A 21463-nucleotide genomic window follows, 5' to 3' on the forward strand; every position below is an offset into this window, starting at 1 on the left:
AATATTCTCACCGTCACCAATACGGTCAAGGACTTGGTGAGGTTCCCTAGCAATTCTCGAAGCCTTGTGAACCAAATCTATGGAATGGGGACACTCTTCTTGCGTCGCGGTCTTCTCCAGAGTTTCCGCCTTACGCTGTTCGGTAAAGATTGCCGCGCGTGCGGGCTTTCTCCTTTCTCTCCTGGTCGTGCTTGCTCCTAGACTCTTGGGAGCTCAGGCTCCTGTGCTCTTGGACGATATGGGGGGCAAGAAACCCAGTTTGCGAGTGAGCGAAGAGGGAGCGAACGCCCGCCTTCTCGGGCAGTCCGTTCAAGAAACAGGCGGACGACAGAACAGCCCAGCGGAGCGAATTCAGTTCCTCGCTGCACCAGGAAGTACAACGAAAGTCGCTTATTCTCTTCCAAGCACTCCGGTAATCGATGAGTTGGTGGTTCAGGTTTGGTTGCGATGTAATCGACCAGGAGTACGAATTGCCGCACGAGTCTCGTTGCCAAGAAGTATCAACCCAGAAACGGGAAAACCCTACCAGTTGTTACTGGTAGGTCCGGCCAGCTCACAAGGCTTACTTTGGGAGAAAATGAAACTGGGAGACCTGTCAAAGGAGCTAGCGCGCCAAGCCCGTGTAGCCCGGGCTAAGCACGGCAGTCTCATCGACGAGCGCGGTGCCATCCTCCAGGAGTTGGTCTTCCTAGTTCCCGGTTCCAGAAGCGGAACAGAGCTTATCGTTGACGAGATCGCCATGCACGGCGTCTTCCATTCCAGTCGCGCACGCCTCGATCAAGCGACGCGTCGAGCCTCCGTTACCAGAGGCGCTGTCGATCAATTGTCGCGCCCGAGAATCCCTCGCATCCTCCAGTGGCAAGGCGAACCGTTTGAAAAGGTCCGTGAGCTCGGCTTCGACGCGGCAAGTCTTTCTGAAACACCTGCGGCGGAACAACTTGAAGAAGCTCGGCAAGCAGGGCTGTTTCTGATCTGTCCTCCTGGACCGATTCTCAGCAATGGTGAGCCGAGTATTGGCAGCCAGTACGACGGGGTCTTAGCGTGGGACCTTGGAGAGATCGTTAGTAACGACCAAGTTGATGAAGTCCGAGGATTGAAGCGGCAACTCACGCAGCGTGAGTCGGTAACGGATCGACCAACTCTGTTGCGTCCCAAGACAAGCTTACGTCGGGCAAGTCGTTCGAGCGATCTCCTCCTCTTGGGAAGCAAACAGGCCGGTTCAACGGCTACACTTGCCGATTTCGCTCAACAACTAAGCGGCACGCAGCGGCATTGCTGTCCGGGCAGTAAGTTCTGGGTCAATCTGAATACGCAGTACGCGCCGGCGCAAGTGCAGCAAGTCTCCGCGATTTGGGCCGGTGCAAAAAACTTCGAGTCGGTGGGCTATCACGAGCTCCTCGATACCGCTTTTGCCTCAATGGGTTGTCGACCGCGTGGTTTTTACTTTGAGTCGCAGCAAAACCTTGCCACAACCGACCGCAATGCCAAGAAGCGAGCCGCAGCGGCGGAACTAGTGAATCTTCGGCTTGGATTAGCAGAGCCTTGGCTCGACTCGGGCAAGCCAGGGCAGGCTCAAACCTCTGTTCCAGGTGTGACGGCAGTCGCGTTAGAAACAGAACGCTCTCACCTCTTGATCCCAATTCACTGGAACGCGGGAGCCACCCATGCAAGCAGAAACGCCCCTACGATCGCGTCGTCAACGATCTCCATCTTGGTGTCAGGAGTTCCCGAGTCGATTGACGCTTACTTGCTGGCCTGGGACGGACCCAAGCGTTTGCGAACGCAACGTGTGACTGGTGGAATTCGAGTTAGCTGCACGAACCTTCCGCGTGATGCCATGTTGTTACTAACGCAAGACCCGAGTGCGATTGCACAGGTAGGCCGGTACTTGCAAAAGCACAAAGGCCGAGCAGCGAAGTTACGGTACGATCTTCTCCGCTATGAGGTTGAGGATGCGGAGCGAGCGCTGGCAGCTTTGCCGACGATTTTCCTGGCAGACTCGAATGTCGCCGCGGTGATGGCCCAGCTTGACACTTTGCTTCGGCATAGCGACTCGCAAAGGCAAGCGAGAAATTACAAGGCGGCGTTAGCTTCCATTCAGCAAGCAGAGCGGTTGCTCAATCAAACTAGGGAGAATCTCGCAAGACAAATGCTCGCCGGAATACCACCCGGCGAAATTCCTTGGCCGACAACCTGGTCGACCTTGCCAGCCACCCATCGGCTTCGACAAGCAGCGGCACGTTCTCGAGCCCCGTGGCAAAAAGTTGCCGGAGGTAGCTTCGAAGACTTGGAGAATCTTCTCAGCAACGGATGGAGGCATCTCCAGCATGCGTCCCCCGGCCTGACAACTTCGGTAAGGTTGTCTGGCGAAGCACCGTCGGAGGGAAACTATTGCTTGAAGCTGGTTTGTAATGCGGGCCAATCTCAAACGCGGCCAGCCCATGCTCCGACACCGCCGGTTTGGGTCACTTCCCCCGACATCCCGCTCGCCGCGAGCAGCATGATCGAGATAACCGGCAAAGTTCGAGTTCGCGAGCAACCACTGGGTGTTTTCGGCGGCCTGCTCATCTTCGATTCTCTAGGAGGGGAGAGCTCTGCCTTGCGTATCCGCGAGAGCCCTTCATGGAAAGACTTTCATTTGGTGCGTTTGGCTGGTTCGTCGGATCAGATCGACCTAACGTTCGCTCTCGGTGGAGCGGGAACTGCTGAAATCGACGACCTGCAGTTTCGCGTCACGCCAGTGACCCGATTGGAGGGACCCGTCCAGAAGTTGCCCAAGCTGCGATCTGCCAACAGCGGCTTCTCGGGCCGGCGTTAGTCTGTTTGAGTGTTAGGCGGCCTATCTCCTTCTTTGGCCTCCGTTATCGGACGCCAGGGCGAACATCCTTGTTGACCCTGGAAACGGGATTTATACTGGCCTGTTCAGAGAGATTGGCACGAAGTTGACTGGCGGCGGCTTTCCCCCTCGCCGTTGGCTTGTCTTGAGAGGGCTTCTCCTCTTAGTTCCGCTTTCCAGCGGGAGACGATGTGCGACATTCGATTAACGATCCTATCGCGGCAGCGAAGTGTTTAGGCAACAGACGCAACACACTTGCGAAGAATCCACATGAGCGAAGAAACCGTAGTTCAAACACGAGCCCTTTCAAAAGTTTATCGCGACTTTTGGGGACGCTCGAAGGTTCGCGCACTGAAGTCGTTAGACCTGGAAGTAAAGCGCGGGGAAGTTTTTGGCTTGCTCGGGCCGAACGGCTCCGGGAAGACCACGACCATCAAGTTGCTCTTGGGTCTGCTCTTCCCCACCGAAGGCGAGGCGCTCCTGTTCGGCAAAGATGCCTCGGATGTCAGCAAGAACGAGCGACTCGGCTATCTGCCTGAAGAGTCGTACCTCTATCGTTTTCTGAACGCTGAAGAGACGCTCGACTTCTACGGCCGTCTGTTTGACATGCCCGCTGATGTCCGTGCGAAACGAACTGACGAGCTAATCAATTTGGTTGGTCTCAACCACGCCCGCAAGCGTCAGTTGCAGGAATACTCAAAGGGAATGACTCGTCGTATTGGCCTCGCCCAAGCACTGATTAACGACCCTGAGCTCATCTTGCTGGACGAACCCACCAGTGGGCTCGATCCGATTGGTACCCGCGAGATGAAGGACATGATCTTGCGGCTCAAGGAAGAAGGGAAAACGGTCGTCATGTGCAGCCACTTGCTGGCCGATGTTCAGGACGTCTGTGATCGCATCGCCATTCTGCATCAGGGAGAACTGAAAGAGCTTGGTCGCGTTGATTCATTGCTAACCGTGGCAGACGTAACCCAAGTGAAAGCGAAGGGTCTTTCCGACGAATGTCAGCAGGAGATACGCGACTGCATCTCGCGGCATCAAGGCGAACTCCTCGAAATGAGTAACCCAACCACAACGCTCGAAGATTTGTTCCTGTCGATTGTCCGCGACAGCGAGGCACGGCCCGGTCGACGCGGTAATGTCGAGAGCACGGAACCGGCCGCTTCAGAATAACCCCCGCAAAGACTCGCCCACGGACGACAGTAGATCGCTCACCTATTTTGGTTCTAAAAACTTCGAGCGGCATCATCGAAACAACACACTGGCAAACGCCCGCTATCCATGGTTCTTGAACGCGAAATCTATCCTTACCTTGAATGGCTCACGACCGGAGGTGGTGACAGCAAGATCGGCGCACTACCGATTTTCCTTGCCGTGGTTGCCGGGTTGGGACTTCTTGCCATCCTGCTTGGCTTCTTGGTTTCGTTGTTGCGAAACGAGCAACGCTATGGATTCATCGGTAACGTCCTGCACGCTGGGGACCGCGTCTATCAGACGCTCAAGGGTGGCATCAGCGAGCTTTCAGCAACCTCGCCGAGCCGCGTCTTTGCGCTCGCCAAACTGGCGATGAAGGAAGCGTGGCGAAAGAAAATTGTCATTGCACTAGCGATCTATCTTGTGCTTTTACTCTTTGCCGGTTGGTTCCTGAGTGTCGAACACGCAAAACCCGCGAGGCTTTACCTCAGCTTCGTGCTGACCGCGACGACTTATTTGACATTGCTGATCGCACTGCTCATTAGCGCGTTTAGCCTGCCGGGCGACTTCAAGACCAAGACGATTTACACGGTTGTTACGAAACCCGTCCGAGCTGGCGAAATCATCCTTGGTCGGATCTTAGGATTCACCGCGATCGGAACGTTGCTACTGGCCGCGATGGGCCTTTGCAATTACCTGTTCGTGACCCGCTCGCTCGATCACACGCACGAAGCTGAATTGGAAAGTGTCGAGCGAATCACAAATTCCGCTGGTGAGGACCAGGGGCGTTCTGGGCGAACCACCAACTCTGCAGGGCATCGCCACCAGTTTGAGGTTTCCCCCGAAGGACAAGGGTTGGCGGCTATCGAAAGTGGACACACGCACGAGGTAGCTGGCACCACGGACGACAGCCTCACGGTTGGATCCGCCCAGGGGATCATGAAAGCCCGCGATCCCGAGTACGGCGAATTATCTTTTGTCGACCGCACTGGCGTTCCAAAAGACCGCGGTATCAGTGTCGGCAACGAATGGGCCTATCGCAGCTTCATTGATGGTAACACTCTTGCCACAGCGATCTGGAAGTTTAATGACGTCAACGAAAGTGTGCTGCTGAACCAAGTTGACGAGCAAGGTGAGAAGGTCGGCGAAGTGTTGCCGTTGGCAATCGTCGTCCGGGTATTTAAGACCCACAAGGGCGTTATCGGTCGCCCAATTTCTGGAACGATTCATTTCCGTAATCCTGAGACTGGTCTCGCTAGCGATAAGATTACCTTTCAGGCGAAAGATGCTCAGATTGATGAGGTGGACATCGCTCGCGCCCAACTCTCTGAGCCTGATGCGGATGGAAATAGCGAAGAGATCGATCTGATCGACGATCTCGTTTCGAAGTCGGGCGAACTTGAAGTCCTCGTCAAATGTGCTGAGGGCGGTCAGTATTTTGGCTTCGCCCAAGCGGATCTCTACATCAGAAAGCCCGAAGGTTCTCCCCTGCTGAACTTTATCAAAGTGCACCTGTGCATCTGGGTTCAGATGGTCATCATCATTTCCGTGGGGGTTGCGATCAGCCCCTTAGTCAGCGGTTCGGTCGCAATGCTGTTTACAGCAGCTTTCATTATCCTAGGTTTCTATCGCGAGTTCTTCTTGAGTGTTGCCAATGGAACCGCCTTTGGTGGCGGACCAGCCGAAGCACTCGTCCGGATGCAGAAGCAAGCGAATATGGTAACGAAGCTCGACGAAAGCCTAGGAACGACAATTGTCCTCTTTATCGACCAGTTTATTGCCCGGCCATTCATGTGGGGCGTTGGACAGCTGTTGCCAGACTTGAGTTATCTTGACGGCTCGAACTATGCCGCTGACGGGTATAATATGCCCTGGGACCGTATCCTCCAGGACCTAACAGTTTGTGGAGGGTACGTGGTCGGTTGTTCCATTCTTGGGTACTTCCTTTTGAGAACGCGTGAGGTTGCTCGATGAACCGTCGTAGTTCTTACTATCGCAAGATCGCTTATGGCGTGATCATCGCGCTGCTGCTCTATCCGATCGCTCTTCTGGGAGCCCCCGCCGTTAGCTCGCAGGGTAACCAGGGCGGAACACTCGCGCAGTTACGTAATGAGAACCGCCTGGGGCAAGCGAACCTCGGCGAGATCGACCCGGCGAGTGAAACGATTCGCCTAGCCACTCTCGGCATGCGCGGTATCGCAGTGACGATGCTGTGGAACAAAGCCAACCACTTCAAGATGACGGAGAACTGGACCGAGTTCAGTGAAACGCTCCGACAACTCTCTCGTTTGCAGCCTTACTTCGTCTCGTTCTGGCGTTATCAAGCTTGGAACCTCAGCTACAACGTCTCGGTCGAAGTCGACGCGGTCGAAGATCGTTACTACTACGTGCGGAAGGGAATCGAATTCCTCAAGGAAGGGACCGGCTTCATCCGCGACAGTCCGTACCTGCTTGATGAGTTAGGTTGGTTTATCGGCAATAAGATTGGACGTGCCGACGAGCACGTGCTGTATCGGAAGTTGTTCAAGTCTGACGACGACTTTCACCCCGCCGATCGACCCCAATCTCAGCGTGATAGCTGGCTCGTGTCGAAGATCTACTACGATCAAGGTGTAGAAGCAGCCGACTCGAAACGTGGCAGCATCGGCAATAAGACGCCCTCGGTGTTCTTTGAGAAACCGGCCCGTTCACTCATTAGTTACGCAGACGCGATCGAGGAAGAAGGAATCTTTGGGCGTCGGGCCAAAGACGCTTGGGAAGATGCCTACGATGAATGGTTGAGATTTGGCAACCGAGAGCTCCGCGCGAGCAACGGAATGATGATTCGGCTGGCAGATCTCGAGAAATGGCAACAGGAAGCTCAGGACCTGGGTGAGCAACTTGATCGATTGGATCCCGGCTTAATCACGCGAATGCGTGAAGAAGCCGAGGCCTCGATTACCGAAGAAGAACGCAACGCCATGAACGTCGATATCATGGAGCGAACGCCCGCGCAATCGAAGCTCGCGACCGCCGCTTCGGATCGACTCGACATTACCTACGAACGTGTCGCCGATGAGCTTGCCCGTACTCAGCCCGACAAGGCGGTTGAAGCGAGGCGTCTGATCGCACGTATTTCCGACGCCGTCGCGCGGGAACGCTATATAAGGACAAATCGCGATACGACCGCTTACGTTTTCTGGGAAGATCGATGCGAGTTTGAGCAAGATCGTGATGTCCTCGAAGCGCGTGAGTTGGCATATGAAGCGAATCAAGAGTTCGAAGAGGGGGCTCCCCAAGAAGCGAAGCGGCTTTACGACCGCAGCTTCGAACTCTGGGCGAGTGCTTTGGACCAGTACCCCGATATCGAGCCTGACTCTTCGATCGGTAGCGACATCATGGAGCACCTAGAAGACTACGAGAAACTTCTCGCTCAGCTTGACCTCGGCTTGGCTGATCCTGAGATTGGCGATGCCTTCCCGCTGTGGGACATTGTCGAGGCGAATTCGGATAGCCGTTCTCTTACGGCAGCTTTCGAGAAGTATCGTGGTCGTCAGTCGGACCCTGCAAACCTCCCAGAACAGGAACGCCCTCTGGTTAATCCGGCTGACATGTTCCGCTAGTCCGGTTGGGAGAACAGTGAGTACCTTTCGCAGCCGCTGATGCTCTTGAGTATCCAGCCGAAGTTTGGCGTATTGCCGAGACGCTGCTGAAATCCGCCTTTCTTCCGAATTCGACCAAGCTTAGAATCAGCAACTTTCAAAGCTTGATAAGTTCTTTCCGTTCCCGGCTTTCTCGTTCACGGTTTAACGATGCGTATAGTTGTTCTAGGTGCAGGAACTGTTGGAGGCTCGATCTCTTCGCTGCTCTGTCTGCATCGCCATAGTCTGACGATTGTGGATACCGATACCAATCGCGTAAAGCAGTTGAACGAAACCGTCGATGCCCGCGCACTCACCGGCTCAGCGTCGCAGTCCTCTGTGCTCTTTCAAGCCGGGATCGCTTCCGCGGATTTGGTGCTGGCGGTTACTGGTGACGACGAAGTGAACATCGTGGCGGCGAGTATGGGCAAAGCGATGGGAGCACGGCGGGCGGTTGCTCGCGTTTACGCTCCTGTTTTCCGCGATCTCAGCACGTTTGATTACCAGCGTCACTTCGGGATTGATCGTCTGTTGAGCCTCGAGCATCTCACAGCGATGGAACTCGCCCGACGGATTAGGCATCCCGGCTCCGTAGCCGTCGAAAGCCTTGCGGGCGGAGACCTCGAGGTCCATGAACTGGTTGTCTCAGAGTCAGGCACGTGCGTTGGAAAATCACTGCAAGATCTTGGCATGCCGCGCGGTGTCCGAGTTGGGTCGATCGCTCGCGACGGTCGTACTTGGATCGCTGGGGCGAGTGACGAGGTTAACGTCGGAGATCGGCTCACCATTATCGGAAAGCGTGCAGACGTCGAAAGCGTGAAGGAACTGTTCTGCGCGAAGGCGACCTCAAAGCTAGGTGTCGTGATTGCCGGCGGGGGGGAGACGGGTTATCACTTGGCGGCGACCCTTGAGGGACCGAGGATTGCGGTCGTGCTCATGGAGCGAGATCGAGAGCGTTGCGAGTTCCTGGCCGAACATCTCAAGCACACTGTCGTCGTGAATCGCGACGCGACACGTCGGGCAAACTTGGAGGAGGAACGAGTCGGTAGCGCTGATGCGTTTGTTGCATGTACAGGCGATGACGAAACCAACATTGTTGCGGCCGTCGAGGCGAAAGATGTTGGAGCCAAGTTGGTCATGTCGCTCGTCGGTAGGCCCGATTATGCTCACGTTGTTTCGAAACTTGGAATCGATCACACCGTCAGTCCGCGAGAAGTTGTTGCGAAGCAAGTTCTCGGTTACCTCAACACAGGTTCCGTCATTTCCAAAACGGCTCTCAGTGAGGAAAGCAAACTGAGTATTCTGGAGCTGGAAGTTTCGGAGGGCTCTGCCGCGACGGAGCACGTACTGGCCAGCTTGAATCTTCCTGAGCAATGTCTAATTGCAGCGGTTATTCGCGAGGGTTTCGCTAGTGTCCCTGGCGCGGACGATCATCTGCATGCGGGTGACACCGTGGTTGTCTTGCTGGCTGATGAGATAGAGGCGGACGCGGTCAAGGTTTTTGAGGCCTAGGACCTAGCGTTTTTCTGATTCTCCTGGTTTGTGTGTTAGAGTTTCAAGCTGCCGTTTCCTTTTGCTAAGCCTACCTCCATGAATCTCCAACTTGTCGCGCGACTGCTGGGAATCGTTTCATGGTTGATTGGCGCCACGATGGCCTTCAGTCTGCCGTGGGCTTTTCCAGCTTTGGGAGCCGGTCAGAAAGAGTTCGAACGGGCGGGTTTTATTGCCCTCATTGCTTCGATGGCTGTCTGCGGAATTGTTGGCTGGGGATTGCGACGGTACGGACGCGATGCGAAGGACAACGATAGCCTCTATCGCAAAGAGGCGATGGCGGTGGTCGGGTTGAGTTGGGTTTTAGCGACGATTCTTGGTGGCTTGCCGTTCTTTCTTGGCCGTGTCGTTTACCTGAGTGTCGACGACCAACCGTTACCGATGGGCATCGCCGAGTGTCTGTTCGAATCGCAGTCGGGCTTCAGTACCACCGGGGCGACGGTCCTCACGGCGATTGAGAACACCGACTGGGTGCCACGCTGTTTGCTGTTCTGGAGGTCGAGTACGCACTTTCTCGGCGGGCTTGGCATTATCGTTCTGTTCGTCGCCATTCTTGGTCACGGCTCTGCCGGCAAAGCGATGATGCGTGCCGAAATGCCCGGTCCGAACAAAGAAGGTTCTCAAGAGCGGATGCAAGACGCTGCCTGGACCTTTGCGGGAATCTATCTTGGGTTGAATGTCCTCCTTGCGGTGCTGTTGAAGCTGGAAGGCATGACGTGGTTCGAGGCGATTTGCCATTCTTTCGGGACCATGGCAACTGGGGGCTTTAGCACCTTGGATAGCAGCCTTGGCGGTTTTGAGTCCCCGCTGATTGAATACACGGTCATTCTGTTCATGATCCTGGCTGGCACGAATTTCACGCTGATTTATCTAACGTGTCTGGGCAAACCGATGACGCTGCTCAAGGACGTTGAATGGCAGACTTACGTCGGGTTAATTCTTCTGGCGACGGTGGTGATTGTCGGAGCAGGAACGTGGGGCCGCGCGGACTTCGACCCAGAAGGTGAGCTATCGGGTGCAGCCGAAGCGGAGCTGGCCTTCCGAGATTCTCTTTTCCAGGTTGTTTCGATTGTCACCACGACAGGCTTCGGTACCGCTGATTTCGATCTTTGGAGCGACACTTCACGGGCGATTCTTATCTTCTTGATGTTCGTGGGCGGCTGTGCTGGGAGCACTGGCGGTGGCATGAAAGTCATTCGGCATATTCTGTTCGTGAAAATCATTGGTCGTGAGTTTGAGAAAGCCTATCATCCTTCGGTGATACGTCATTTGCGTTTGGGTGGCGAGTCGATCACCGATCCCGATCTCACGCGTCAGATTTTGACTTACGTGGGCCTGGTGGCGATGATTTTTGTGACCAGTTGGATCGCTTTGGTCGCCATTGAGCCGGCAGACACTTGGAAAGCGGCAGAACTCTCCGAGGAGAACGAACTGATCGATTCTGCAGGTGCGGTTGCTGCGACTTTGCATAATATTGGCCCGGCTGTTGGCATCGTTGGCCCGACGCGTAACTACGCCCTATTCACGGCACCCGCGAAACTTCTCTTCACTTTTCTGATGATGCTCGGGCGTTTGGAACTGTTCGCGATTCTCGTCCTCGTGCTTCCCAGCTTCTGGCGGACGCGTTAGCTTTTTAGCCGCGGGACCGCGCGCTGCTGATTTCTCTTCGATTCACTCGATGTAACGCTTGTGCCGCCTAGCGAAACTCTGCGGGTCAGCACGCTTAGCCCTCACCGGCTCTTGGTCCGCTGAGGAGCGATCCGATACAGACCCTATCCCCCTACTCGGTTTTTGTCTTGGATGTCGCTCTCGTGAATTTCTCCACTCCCGATCTGGCTCGTCGTTGTCGTTTCGAGCAATTGGAATTCCGACGGTTGCTAGCCGCGGACATTGCTTCACAAGCAATTGATCTGACAGACGGCCACATTGCAGGACGAGTTACTCTCTCCATTTCTGATTCGTGCGATTCAGGTCAGCATCTCTCGGGCATTGCTAATGTCGCGATTCATTTGCTGAACGAGCAGGGGGACCCAGTCCAATCGACGTCGACGAGTGACGACGGTAGTTATTCGTTCTCTGGTCTCGCTCCTGGGCTCTACGCGGTTCTGCAGGAACAGCCAGCGGGGCTGGCTGATGCAGGATTACGAATTGGTTCAGGAGGTGGGCAGTTTCTGTCGGAAAACCTAGTTGGTGAAATCGAGGTCTCCGCCGGTCAGTCTCTTTCTGGATATGACTTCTGTGAATCAACGGCGACCGACTCGCTCAACGATGGCCCGCCGAAACTCGGTCGCCAGGGGGGCAGCGTGGTGACTTCGAGTGTGGCGAATGTCATCCTGCAAAACCCAAAATCCGCTCTCGATTCCGTTCAACTTTCAAGCAGCCTGCCCGTCATTGCTGGCTCGAGTCAGGAGAGCGATTCACAGGATCGAAGCACTGCTGAGGAGTTGCCGGTCTATGATTCTGCATTTGTGAGCGACTTTGGCGATATTGCGACGCGTCCCCGTCGCGACCTAGATCGTGTCTCCTCATCGGAGGGGTTCGGCTCAGCTTTTGATCGCGTGCGGGAAGCGATTGTCGACGAACTTTTTGACCGTGTCAGTTGGAATGCCGAAGTCCTTCGCGATGCGGTAATTCAACCACTCTCCTGGTTGGTGTCGGAGGCACGAGACGACTCCACTGCAGAAGCGGAGATCGTCGAAACGGCCGAGGCTTCGCAAGCATCGGTCAAGGTTGCCGAAGTCCCTGAAGATCACCGTGAGAAAGAAACAGAGGTTCGCTAGCTTTCTTTCAGCTTGGCCATTTCTGCTTTCAGCTTTTCAATCTCCGCTTCCAGGCGTGCGGGCTCTTCGGGATCGTCTGGCTGCTCTTTAGCCGCGGCTAGGAGTACCTGGTTCGATGCGATTTTTTTGCGAATAACTTCGATTCGCTTCTTGGCTTTCTTATCCATTTCTCTCCTTCAATTCGTTGACAACTCAAATACGAGTTACTTACTTCAGCAACGGCACGCTAACGCTACGCATCACGGCGGCGATCACGACGATTGCCAGGATCGCGGCCCAGCCGAGGCTTAGCCATTTGGGCATGGCGGCGCGGAACTTGTCGGCGGCTTCGGTACGGCCTGCTAGAATCGAGCCGATGAACATGACGAACAGCGCGAGCAGGAATTTGATGCCGAACAGCATATGGTAAGTCGAAGGAAGCTTTCCACCGTCGGCTTTTACTCCGCTGTTGATGGCGAAAAAGTTGTAGAGCCCGGTGGCGATCAGCAGGAAGCTCGCGATGCCAACCCATTTGGCCCAAATGCCACGTCGATCGGCAAAGCAAGCATCGGGACCTTTGGGCGAGAGAACTGCCTTCATGTAGAAGAGACCGCCGGCGAGTATGATTGCGCCGAGGATGTGCAGCACGCGGCTAGCTATGCCCACGACATACATGGCGTCGACGGTTGGCATGGGAGCCGCGGCTGGGGGATCGGCTTGAGCGAGCAAAATAGGAAGGGCTTCTAGGGTCATTCGTAGCTTTCGTTAATTGACGTAAGTGGTCGACGACGACGATTGGACTTTTGCTCCAAAGGTCGATTCTTCTGTGCAAAAGTCTCTGCCATTAGATCGGGCAAAATCTAGTAAGCCTATATCTGCTAATGGTTTGTAGCGGGATTAGAGGCTCGTGCCTATCGACTTTTGCTCTCTAGGCCCCCTGCGTGGCTAAGCTGACACACCACACTTACGTTGATTGAGTGGACTGGCCAGCAGCATGTTTGCCTCGATCGACTGCTAATAGGTGAAATTCTTATTCTAACGGATTTCGCGGCCAGTTTCAGTTGGGAAAAGGAAGTATCTGGGGGCTCGCTCCGCTCGTCCCCAGCCACCAGGCGCGGAGGGGCTGAACGGCTGCTCTTTTGGAACCTTGCTGCAGGCTATTCCCGCGCTATCCACTGCTTTGCCGCCGCAAGGGCGTCGTCTTTTGAGTTCAGGCGGCCCTCCAGTTGCTCATCGCGCAGGTAGTCGAGCAGCGCCTTGAAGTGCTTTCCTGGGGCGATGCCGTGAGCGATGAGGTCGTCGCCGGTGGCCAGCGTTGGCGGATCGAGTACTTCGGGCGGCTGGGATAGAAGTTCACGGCAGCGAACCACCCCGGGATGTTTACCTCCCCAAGTTGCTGTTGCCAGTTCCATGAGCTCACCGCTCCCTTCGGCAACCAGTATCCTCTGCAGTTGCGGCCAAGGGAGTTCCTCGGCCTGTTCTATGTGAGGCAGCTTCTCCAACAGCCAGGCGGTTTGTTCCCCTTGCACGTTGGTCAGTCTGATGCGGCGGCACAGAGCTTTTGCCTTTTTAGGGGAAGTCTGTCCGGAGAGCAGTGCCGCGAGGGCAGTAGGGAGCGATGGTGACTGAAGGCGCGCTAAAACTTCGAGCCGTCCTTGCCACTGATCGGTTTGTTCGACGGCATCTGCCAGCTCAGGAAAGATTGCTTTGAGGAGTCCCGTCTTCGCAAGTTGCTCAACGCCCTTGGAGCGGTTCTTGTGCCTGAGTAGCCGGTCTAGTTCCATGCCGATCCGCTCAGCACTAACGACGGTTACCTCGGACGCCATTTGACGAACCGCGGCAAGTGTTTCGCTCTGGATTTGCAAATCGTAGGTCGAGGCGAAACGGATGGCCCTGAGGAGGCGAAGTTTGTCCTCGGCGAAGCGCTGTTGCGGATCGCCGATTGCCCTCAATGTGCGGATTTCGAGATCGGCGAGTCCCCCGACATAGTCAACGACTTGTTCCGACTCCTGAGCGAGCGGATCAAGAAACATTCCGTTGATCGTGAAGTCGCGACGCTGGGCGTCCTGCTCGGCGGTGGTGTAGAGAACTTCGGTGGGGCGACGACCGTCGACATACGCGCCATCGCTGCGAAACGTGGCGACTTCGATCGGGTCTTGCCCTTTTTTACCCAAGACGGCAATGACGCCAAACGCAGCGCCGACCGCGATCGTCCGCCGGTGGCCGAACAACTCACGCACTTGTTCGGGAGTCGCGTTGGTGGCGACGTCGTAATCTTTGGGGGTGATGCCCAGAAGCTGATCCCGTACGCAACCACCGGCGAAAAGTGCCTCGTAATCTGCCTCACGCAAAGCGCACAGCACGTCGAGCGCGAGCTGGCGTTGTTGTTCGGATTGATTGATTGAGGAATCTTTAGACATAGGTTTCGACGTTGAAGTTTCGTGCAGAGACCGGCCAACTCAGAGCTCTGTGTCTCCGCGACTCTGCGCGAGATCATTCAATTCGTTAATCTTCGTTTCAATTCTTGAGTGCAATGCTTCGACGGCAGCGGCATCCCATTGATAGTCATGTTCGCTACGGTCCTGCAAAAAGCAGAGTGTTGCTGATGCGATCGACTCGCCCAGTGCTGACTCGCATGCCTGCCGGTAGAGATACATCTGCATAGCGTAATGTTCGACTAATTTTTGCCGCTGGGTGGGGTTTGCGACGTGATTCGTCTTGTAGTCAAGGAGATTCCATCGTCCCTGTTCGTCCCTGTAGAGGCAATCGAGGTAGCCTTGGAAGTAACGGGGCGGTGCCTTTGGGTGAGTGCTTTGCCAGGGTAGCAGGAACTCAACTTCCTTGCGGTGGTGCGAAGCTGCTTGTAAACCAACTCCCCGTGGCGAGTTGAGGAAGTCCGCGATCATTTCGCTCGCCTGAGCAGCGGCTTCGCCCGGCCTGCGTGGGGCGTGTTGCTCGCTGAGGAATTGGCAGAGTGAATCGAGATTCGATTTCTCGAACGAGGCGGGTTGGCCGAAGTCGATTCGTTCCAGTACGGCATGAGTCAAAGTTCCCAGTGCACGCGCCTTGGCTTGGGAGTCGGAGGAGGTAGAGCCACGGTGGCGTCTTCCCGCGGGGCTGAAAGCGCCTGAGAGGCGTGAAAACGAATAGCGCTCGGGATTAATCGACGCGGCAAATTTCGTCGGCGGAAGTTCTGTTGTTGGCGAGGTGGATAGTTCGCCTAGGGTTTGCTTCGGAAGTTGCTGAGCAACCTCGGCGAGCGTCTTGGAAAGATCGCTTCCTCGCTCTGCTCCGACCAGTTTGCCGGTCAGTTCGGGCTCGTCCGTCGTGACGCGAATCCGCGGCGTGGCGTAGCCGACGGGTAGTTCGGATCGCAACTCGCCGGTGGCTAAATCGAAGCGGCTGGCCAGCAACTTCAGGCTGTCTTGCTGCGGTCGTTCGAGGTCGGCCACGCTGCTGGAAAGCAGCAGGTAGTCGGCAGCCCGTGTGCAGGCAACGTAGAACACGCGGTCACGCTCCTGTTGTTCACGCCGCTGCTGGGCGTTGCGATAGAGATCGTGCCCGACCGTTGCTTCCTTCTCTTTGCTGGCCACGAGCGGACCGAGAGACTGATCGAAGACGGGCGCATGGCCGATCACTGGCTGCTTTCGTTCCAGGTCCGGCAGAACGACGAGGGGAAACTCCAACCCTTTCGAGTTATGGATCGTCATGATGCGAATCACGTCGCCTTCAGACTGGGTCGCTGCCAAAGGTTCTTTGGGCGCACGCACAACGAACTCGCCAAGCTGGGTAATGAACCCCGCCAAGTCGCCCGGTGCGTTGCGATCGTGGGTGCGGGCTTGCTCGACAAGCTTTTGGACGTTCGCCCATTTGCGATGACCGAGGAACTCAGCCGTTAGTGAGGCGTCGTATCCGGTGAGAGAAAAAGCCTCTAGGAGCAAATCGGCGACAAGTCGCTCGTTCTTCTGTGCACGCAGTCGCCTGAGTATAACTCCCGCGCGGAGGCATTTCGCTTGCTCATTCGCAGAGAGCTCTTGGGGCGGCTGCTCCGCGTAGAGGCCCTCATTCAGTGAGCGACTTTTTTCGACAAGCCAGAAGAGGGTTTCGTCCTGCAGCGAGAAGAAGGGAGATCGCAGGGCACCCGCCAACGCGACTTCATCAGCGACACTCTCAACAGCCTTCAAAAGGTTCAGCACATCGTAGATTTCCTGCTGCGCATAGAAGGCATGACCGCCGGCCAGATAATACTCGAGCCCGTGACGACGGAACGCCTCCTCGTAGACTTGCACGTCGCCCATCGCTCGGACCAGTACGGCGATATCGCCCAATCGCAGCGGTCGCCCGGCAGAGTTGCCGCCTTTTTCGCTGCTGTCTGACTCGCCGATGATTGGCTCGCCACTTTCGAGCAGCTCGACCAACCGTCGCGCGATCCATTCTGCTCCGCGCTTGCGGGCTTCGTCCGCGGTGTCTTTCTTGCCAGCTTCGTCGATTTCCACGGGCGACCAGAGGAACTCAATCGCCGGTTCGGGAGTCGTTTGATCACGATTCGCAACGAGCGGCTCGTATCCTTCGCCAAAGGAATCGACGAAAAGTGAGTTCACGAAGTCGAGAATGGCCGGCTGGCTGCGGAAGTTGGTGGTGAGCGAGAGGCGGCTTTCGGGTGGGAGTTCCTCGCGAAGTCGACTGGAGACTTCCGGTTCGGCACCGCGGAAACCGTAGATTGATTGTTTGAAGTCGCCGACAACAAACAGCTTTTCCTTCCGCCAATCCTCGCCGCAGAGAGCTTGGACGATAGCCACTTGGAGAGGGTCGGTATCTTGAAATTCGTCGACCATCAACAGTTGAGTTTCTTGTGCCAATCGCTGGCGGATCGCCGGGTGCTGCTCAGAAGTGAGTAGTTGGTAGGTTCGCTCCAGGAGGTCGTCGAATTCGAGTTGGTTACTCTGCCGCTTTGCGGACTCGTAGCGTTCTCTGATTTCCGTTGCGATGGCCAGCAGGTCTAATCCTCGTTGGGCGTATTCCTGCGATTCTTCGGTCAGCTCGAACGTCTGGAGTAGGCTCTTCTTGATCGCGTTGCGTACTTTCTCGCAAAGAGTTCCGTACCGATCTTTCTGCTCTTCATCTGCCCAATGATTTTTTGATGTCGCTCCTTTGGCGTTTGCACAGTCGTGAACGGTTTGCCAAGGTGCGCTAGAAGCCGGGACGTTGCGAACGTCGTGAATGGCGTCTTGCAGTTCGCCCAGTTTGGGCAGCAGCTTTTCGGTGGCGGGAACTGCTTCGGCGATGAGCTCTTCGAGTTCCTTCAGGGCGGGAAGTTCGAGGAGGTCTTGATGCAACAGTGGGACGAACTCGGTGACATAGGCTTGCTGCCAAGCGGCGATGACTTCTTCGGAAGTTGCCTCACTCCATTTTTCCCAGAACGTCGCCGGGGTGTCGCCGACGAGTTTCATCAGGTGACGGCGTAACTGGGCGAGTCCGAAGTGGACCGCTAGGTCGAGGACACGCTCGTCGCGGTCAATGAGTAGCCTGCGGAGAGTGTCGTCGATGGTTTCGATCCGCAATAGGTCGGCTGCGGCCGGTTCTAGCTGTTCGAACTGAGGGTCGAGCCCCGCTTCGACCGCGTTTTGGCGCAGGAGAGCGGCACAGAACGAATGAATCGTGCTGATGCGGGCACTATCGATCGCCCGTAGTAGTCGCTGCCAAGCGGCGGCTTCCTCGGCAGTGGCTGCCGTGGTGAGCCGAGACCAGCACCGCTGACGGATGCGTCTGCGCATCTCTCGTGCCGCGGCATCGGTGAACGTGATGGCGACCAACTGTTTCAGTTCAGCCGCTGGCTGAATGACGAGCGGATCGATGTAGGAGAGAAACCGTTCGGTGAGCACGAACGTCTTGCCACAGCCGGCGCCCGCGGCCAGCGAAACGCTACGGTCGTAGGCGTTGAGAGCCGCCTGTTGTTGCGGAGTGAGGTTGGTGGTCACAGCTCAGGCTCCGCTTGTTGGTCAGCTGCTGGCGACTCGGGAGGCCATTTTTTTTCAAGGCTGCGGACCTGGCCGATCCGGCAGATGGTACGGAGTTCGCAGAACTCCGTGCAGTTTTCGTTCTCGTTGTAGACGGGGAACTCGGCGTGGCGGATGCCGGTGATGAGTTCTCCGATCCGCTGGATGAGGATTGCTTTGGCGCTTTCCCAAGCGGCGGTTACGGTTGGCTGGCCGTCGATTGATTCGCGGAGTTTGAGCTGAGTATCGTGGGTCCCCTTCTTGTAAGCTTTGCCGAAGCCGTTGCCTTGTACTCTCCAGTAGCCCGCTTCCCAGGCTAAACCTTGCTGGTCGCGCATTAGCAACTGCTCAGCGGCCAGGGCGTAGAGCGGTAATTGGAGCTGCGTCCCTGCTTCGATCTTCTCGCGCTTCACGGTTTGCTTCGCGCTCGATTTGTAATCGATCACATTGAACACGGTGGTCGCGTCAATGCGCCCGATGTCGAGTCGATCGATTTGACCCGTGAACAGAACGGTTTCCTTTTCACCATTGGGCATGACGACCTCGAGCGCGAACGGCTCGTTGGTGGAGAGCGGCGACTCGGCACCTTCCGCGTCGCGACTGCCGGGGCCGAAGCGGACTTCGAAGTGCGCGGGCCGCGGGGGCTCTTCGAAGTCGTGCCACATGCGCTGGTAGTGATCGGTTTGGTCTGCGAGGTTCTCACCCCAGATCGCTAGCTCGCGCCGCTGGATCTCTTTCAGGGCGGCAACTAAGCCGTAGACGCCTTGCGTTGCGGAGAGGGTCTCCAGCATGTTGAGAAAACGTTCGACGATTTCCGTTTTAACCGCCTCGTCTGAAGTGTCGAGGAGTTGCTCGTGGACGGCAGCCAGCGCTTCGTGCAACAGACTACCGCGACGGCGGACGTCGGTTTCGAGCGTTAGTTCAGGCAGGGTTTCTAGCTTGAGGACCTGCTCGCAAGAAAACCGGAATCCGCACTCGGCGTAACGTTCCAGTTGACTAGGGCTCCAGAAGTGTTGCGGGCCAAATGATCGAGTGAAAAGCTGTTGCGATCGTTGGCCCGTGAAGATTCCCTCCCAGGGGCCAAAAGTTTCGCGCTGGCTGCGGCTCTCGATGAGCTCCAACGCGGAGTGGATCGCATGCGCTGTGTTCGTGTGCAATTGGACGAGCGGTTTGCTGTCACCTTCCAATAGAGCGGCGACAGCGTGGCGACGCTGTTGGGTTTGTGACGCTGGCTTACTTTGCGGAGAGGACGTGACTGAGGATTCGTCAAGTGGGAGAACCGTCGTCGGGATCTCAGCCTCGCCGAACGCGCGGTGAACGTCGGCCAGGTAGGGGCTTGGTTCTAACGGCTGCGCCTTGTCGTCAAGAGCCGGGTAGCTGATCGTGAGCGAATGGGTCGGTCGCGTGACGATCTGGTAAAAGAGCAGCATCTCGTCGGCGAGGTGCTTGTCGAGGCTGTCATTTGGTGGCTTAGCCGCAAGCGGTTGTGTAAGCCGCTCAAGTTCCACATCGCTTAACAACTGGTCGGTCCGACCTGGCGCGGGGAATGCTCTTTCGCCCATACCGGCTAAGTACAGATGACCCGGGTTCAGGTGGCGGACGTTCTCCGCGGAAGTGACCAGCACAGCACGCGGCGGACTTTGCGCGTCGCGGCGATCGGTATTTCTTGCCACGTATTCGACGTTTGCAAGGAACTCATGAGCTGACCAAGCCTCGGTTGCTTCTAATCGACTCCAGCATTGGGCGATGTCGTATAAGCCTTCGTTGAGCGTCTCCCAATCGGCACGGTGCGGATCGTCCTCAGCAGGAAGGACGCCCAGCGAACTTAGTAGCGTCTCGCTCGCGGCAATCCATTCCAGCGGCTTCGCTTGGTTGGGCAACGCAGTTAGATTCTCAGCAAGTTGCTGCAGGCAGGTAGTCGCTCTTTCCAGCGCCGAGCCGCTGGGGTCTTGCTCGCTGCCCTCTTGATTGGCTTGTGTTTCGGCCTTTGACCAGACGGCAAGTTGGTCGAGTAGTTCTTTCTGCCCCCGTGGGAGTTGGGCCGAACGAATCAAACGCTCGATCGAGCGACGTCGTGTCGGGAAAACTTGCTCTTGCTGAGTAGCTTCCAGTTGAAAAGCATCGTCACCGACTAAACGCAAAAGGTCGCGGTATGGCCAATCTTGAGTCGCGATACGCAGTAGGAGAGTTAGACGCCGCACCACAGGGGAAGTACTGAGCGATCGGGGCGAGTCGATCCGTATGGGGATGGAATAATCAGTGAACACACTCCTGATACGATCGGCCTGTTCCGGCAGAGATCGGAAGCAGACGACAATTTCTTCGGGAGCAACGCATTGGGTGAGCTGCCTCTTAATGCGCGTTGCAATCGCCTCGATTTCTTGCTGCTGGCTGGTCGCTGCGACGATCTTGAGGTTTTCGAGCGACTTTTCAGTTTCTGATGAGGGCGGGGCGGTTTCGCCGTACTTGCGAAAGAGTTGGCTGGCGAGATGATCGCGGGCCGGCCAATTGCTAAGAGCTTCACTTGAGGTTGGCAGCGACTCAGGTGTGCCGATTGCTTTCTGTAGCGTGCGGAGAGTGCCTTCGGTTTTGTTGAACAATTCCGCTCGTCCCGCTTGATCATTGGCGGGGACTTCCAGCGGAAGTTGGGCATGCATCTCCTCGCTACGTTCGGCAAGCAGCTTGAGGATGTCGACTTGGGCAACAGAAAAGTCGGTAAAGCCGTCGACGTAAACGAACGACAACTGTGCACAGAGAGTTGCGTCATTCGTCAGGCACTCTCGCGCGGCCCAGAAGCGGCCCTCGGCGTCGTAAAGTTCGTTTTGAATCAGATAGGCCTGATAGCGATTGTAGAGCAGGGCCAGCTCGCGTTGCTGCTGCGACTTGGCTTGTTCCCCGAATTGCTCGGGCCAGATGTCGCGACGCTTGAGATCGGTGATCAGCGATTCCAGTTGAACGGCGAAGCCCGTGCTGGCGGCGATGGGTTCATAGTAGCTCAGCTTCTTCTCGGTAAGCAGACTCCGGGCTAGCTCGCCCAGAACCCAGCGACGTGCCAAACTGCCTAACGGACGAATCCTGCAGTCCGCCTTAATCAAGAGTGACTCTGCGAGCGCGGCGAAGGTCGTTACCCCTGGGGAAAGCAGAGCCGCTTCCGCCTCGATTGAGGGATCAGCCATCAGGGTTGAGCGAACGCGTTCAACCCTGTGGAGCGAGGCACAGATCCATAAAGCCTTGTCGTTCGCCGCGTCTCGAGAACGCTCGTTCAGCAAGACTGCACGGTATCGCTCAATCGACTCGGCACCCGTGAGGGCTTCGCCTTGAACCAGCAGTTGTGCCATTTCGAGGAGGATCTTGTGGGCTAAAACCTGTGGGTAACCGTTGCCGCGGATCGCCGAAAAGCGGAAAAAGTTGTGAAATCTCAGCAGAATTCGCCATCCGGGCAGCGGGCTGCTAATTGACAACCGCTATCAATACCGTCTACACTATATTGTCCTGAGAATTGTT

The 21463-nt window shown here is 56.3% G+C and carries 12 protein-coding genes; 7 read left to right on the plus strand and 5 right to left on the minus strand.

Annotated elements, in window-relative coordinates; all coding sequences use genetic code 11:
* Positions 1 to 223 precede the first annotated feature (223 nt).
* The 7 genes from RIB44_03500 to RIB44_03530 all read left to right on the plus strand — a co-directional run bounded on the left by RIB44_03500 (position 224) and on the right by RIB44_03530 (position 11984).
* On the plus strand, positions 224 to 2818 hold the full coding sequence (locus RIB44_03500) for a hypothetical protein (GenBank protein ID MEQ8615640.1): 2595 nt from the start codon (positions 224 to 226) through the stop codon (positions 2816 to 2818).
* 288 nt (positions 2819 to 3106) lie between these two features.
* Entirely contained in the window at positions 3107 to 4012 is a 906-nt protein-coding gene (locus tag RIB44_03505; protein MEQ8615641.1) for an ABC transporter ATP-binding protein, read from the plus strand.
* 108 nt (positions 4013 to 4120) lie between these two features.
* The gene (locus tag RIB44_03510; protein ID MEQ8615642.1) at positions 4121 to 6007 is read left to right on the plus strand and encodes a hypothetical protein; all 1887 of its coding nucleotides are present in this window, start codon (positions 4121 to 4123) and stop codon (positions 6005 to 6007) included.
* The gene (locus RIB44_03515) at positions 6004 to 7635 is read left to right on the plus strand and encodes a hypothetical protein (protein ID MEQ8615643.1); all 1632 of its coding nucleotides are present in this window, start codon (positions 6004 to 6006) and stop codon (positions 7633 to 7635) included. Before RIB44_03510 ends, RIB44_03515 begins: the two co-directional genes overlap by 4 nt.
* Before the next feature lie 189 nt (positions 7636 to 7824).
* A complete protein-coding gene (gene trkA, locus RIB44_03520) occupies positions 7825 to 9165 on the plus strand; it encodes a Trk system potassium transporter TrkA (GenBank protein MEQ8615644.1) in 1341 nt (446 codons plus the stop codon).
* 78 nt (positions 9166 to 9243) lie between these two features.
* On the plus strand, positions 9244 to 10833 hold the full coding sequence (locus RIB44_03525; protein MEQ8615645.1) for a TrkH family potassium uptake protein: 1590 nt from the start codon (positions 9244 to 9246) through the stop codon (positions 10831 to 10833).
* Positions 10834 to 11015: 182 nt separating this feature from the next.
* Entirely contained in the window at positions 11016 to 11984 is a 969-nt protein-coding gene (locus tag RIB44_03530; GenBank protein ID MEQ8615646.1) for an SdrD B-like domain-containing protein, read from the plus strand.
* Here RIB44_03530 and RIB44_03535 read toward each other — a convergent pair.
* The 5 genes from RIB44_03535 to RIB44_03555 all read right to left on the minus strand — a co-directional run bounded on the left by RIB44_03535 (position 11981) and on the right by RIB44_03555 (position 21297).
* Positions 11981 to 12151, minus strand: a complete 171-nt coding sequence (locus RIB44_03535) for a hypothetical protein (GenBank protein ID MEQ8615647.1) — start codon at positions 12149 to 12151, stop codon at positions 11981 to 11983. The genes RIB44_03530 and RIB44_03535 overlap by 4 nt on opposite strands.
* A 40-nt stretch (positions 12152 to 12191) precedes the next feature.
* A complete protein-coding gene (locus RIB44_03540; protein ID MEQ8615648.1) occupies positions 12192 to 12716 on the minus strand; it encodes a hypothetical protein in 525 nt (174 codons plus the stop codon).
* A gap of 404 nt (positions 12717 to 13120) precedes the next feature.
* Complete coding sequence (locus RIB44_03545; GenBank protein ID MEQ8615649.1) at positions 13121 to 14383, minus strand: CCA tRNA nucleotidyltransferase; 1263 nt, start codon at positions 14381 to 14383, stop codon at positions 13121 to 13123.
* Between the two features lie 39 nt (positions 14384 to 14422).
* Positions 14423 to 17941: a UvrD-helicase domain-containing protein gene (locus RIB44_03550; GenBank protein MEQ8615650.1), complete on the minus strand. Its 3519-nt coding sequence runs from the start codon at positions 17939 to 17941 to the stop codon at positions 14423 to 14425.
* Positions 17938 to 21297, minus strand: a complete 3360-nt coding sequence (locus tag RIB44_03555) for a PD-(D/E)XK nuclease family protein (GenBank protein ID MEQ8615651.1) — start codon at positions 21295 to 21297, stop codon at positions 17938 to 17940. The genes RIB44_03550 and RIB44_03555 overlap by 4 nt, the downstream gene beginning before the upstream one ends.
* Between the last annotated feature and the right edge of the window lie 166 nt (positions 21298 to 21463).

Source organism: Lacipirellulaceae bacterium, assembly GCA_040218535.1.
Classification (GTDB): domain Bacteria; phylum Planctomycetota; class Planctomycetia; order Pirellulales; family Lacipirellulaceae; genus Adhaeretor.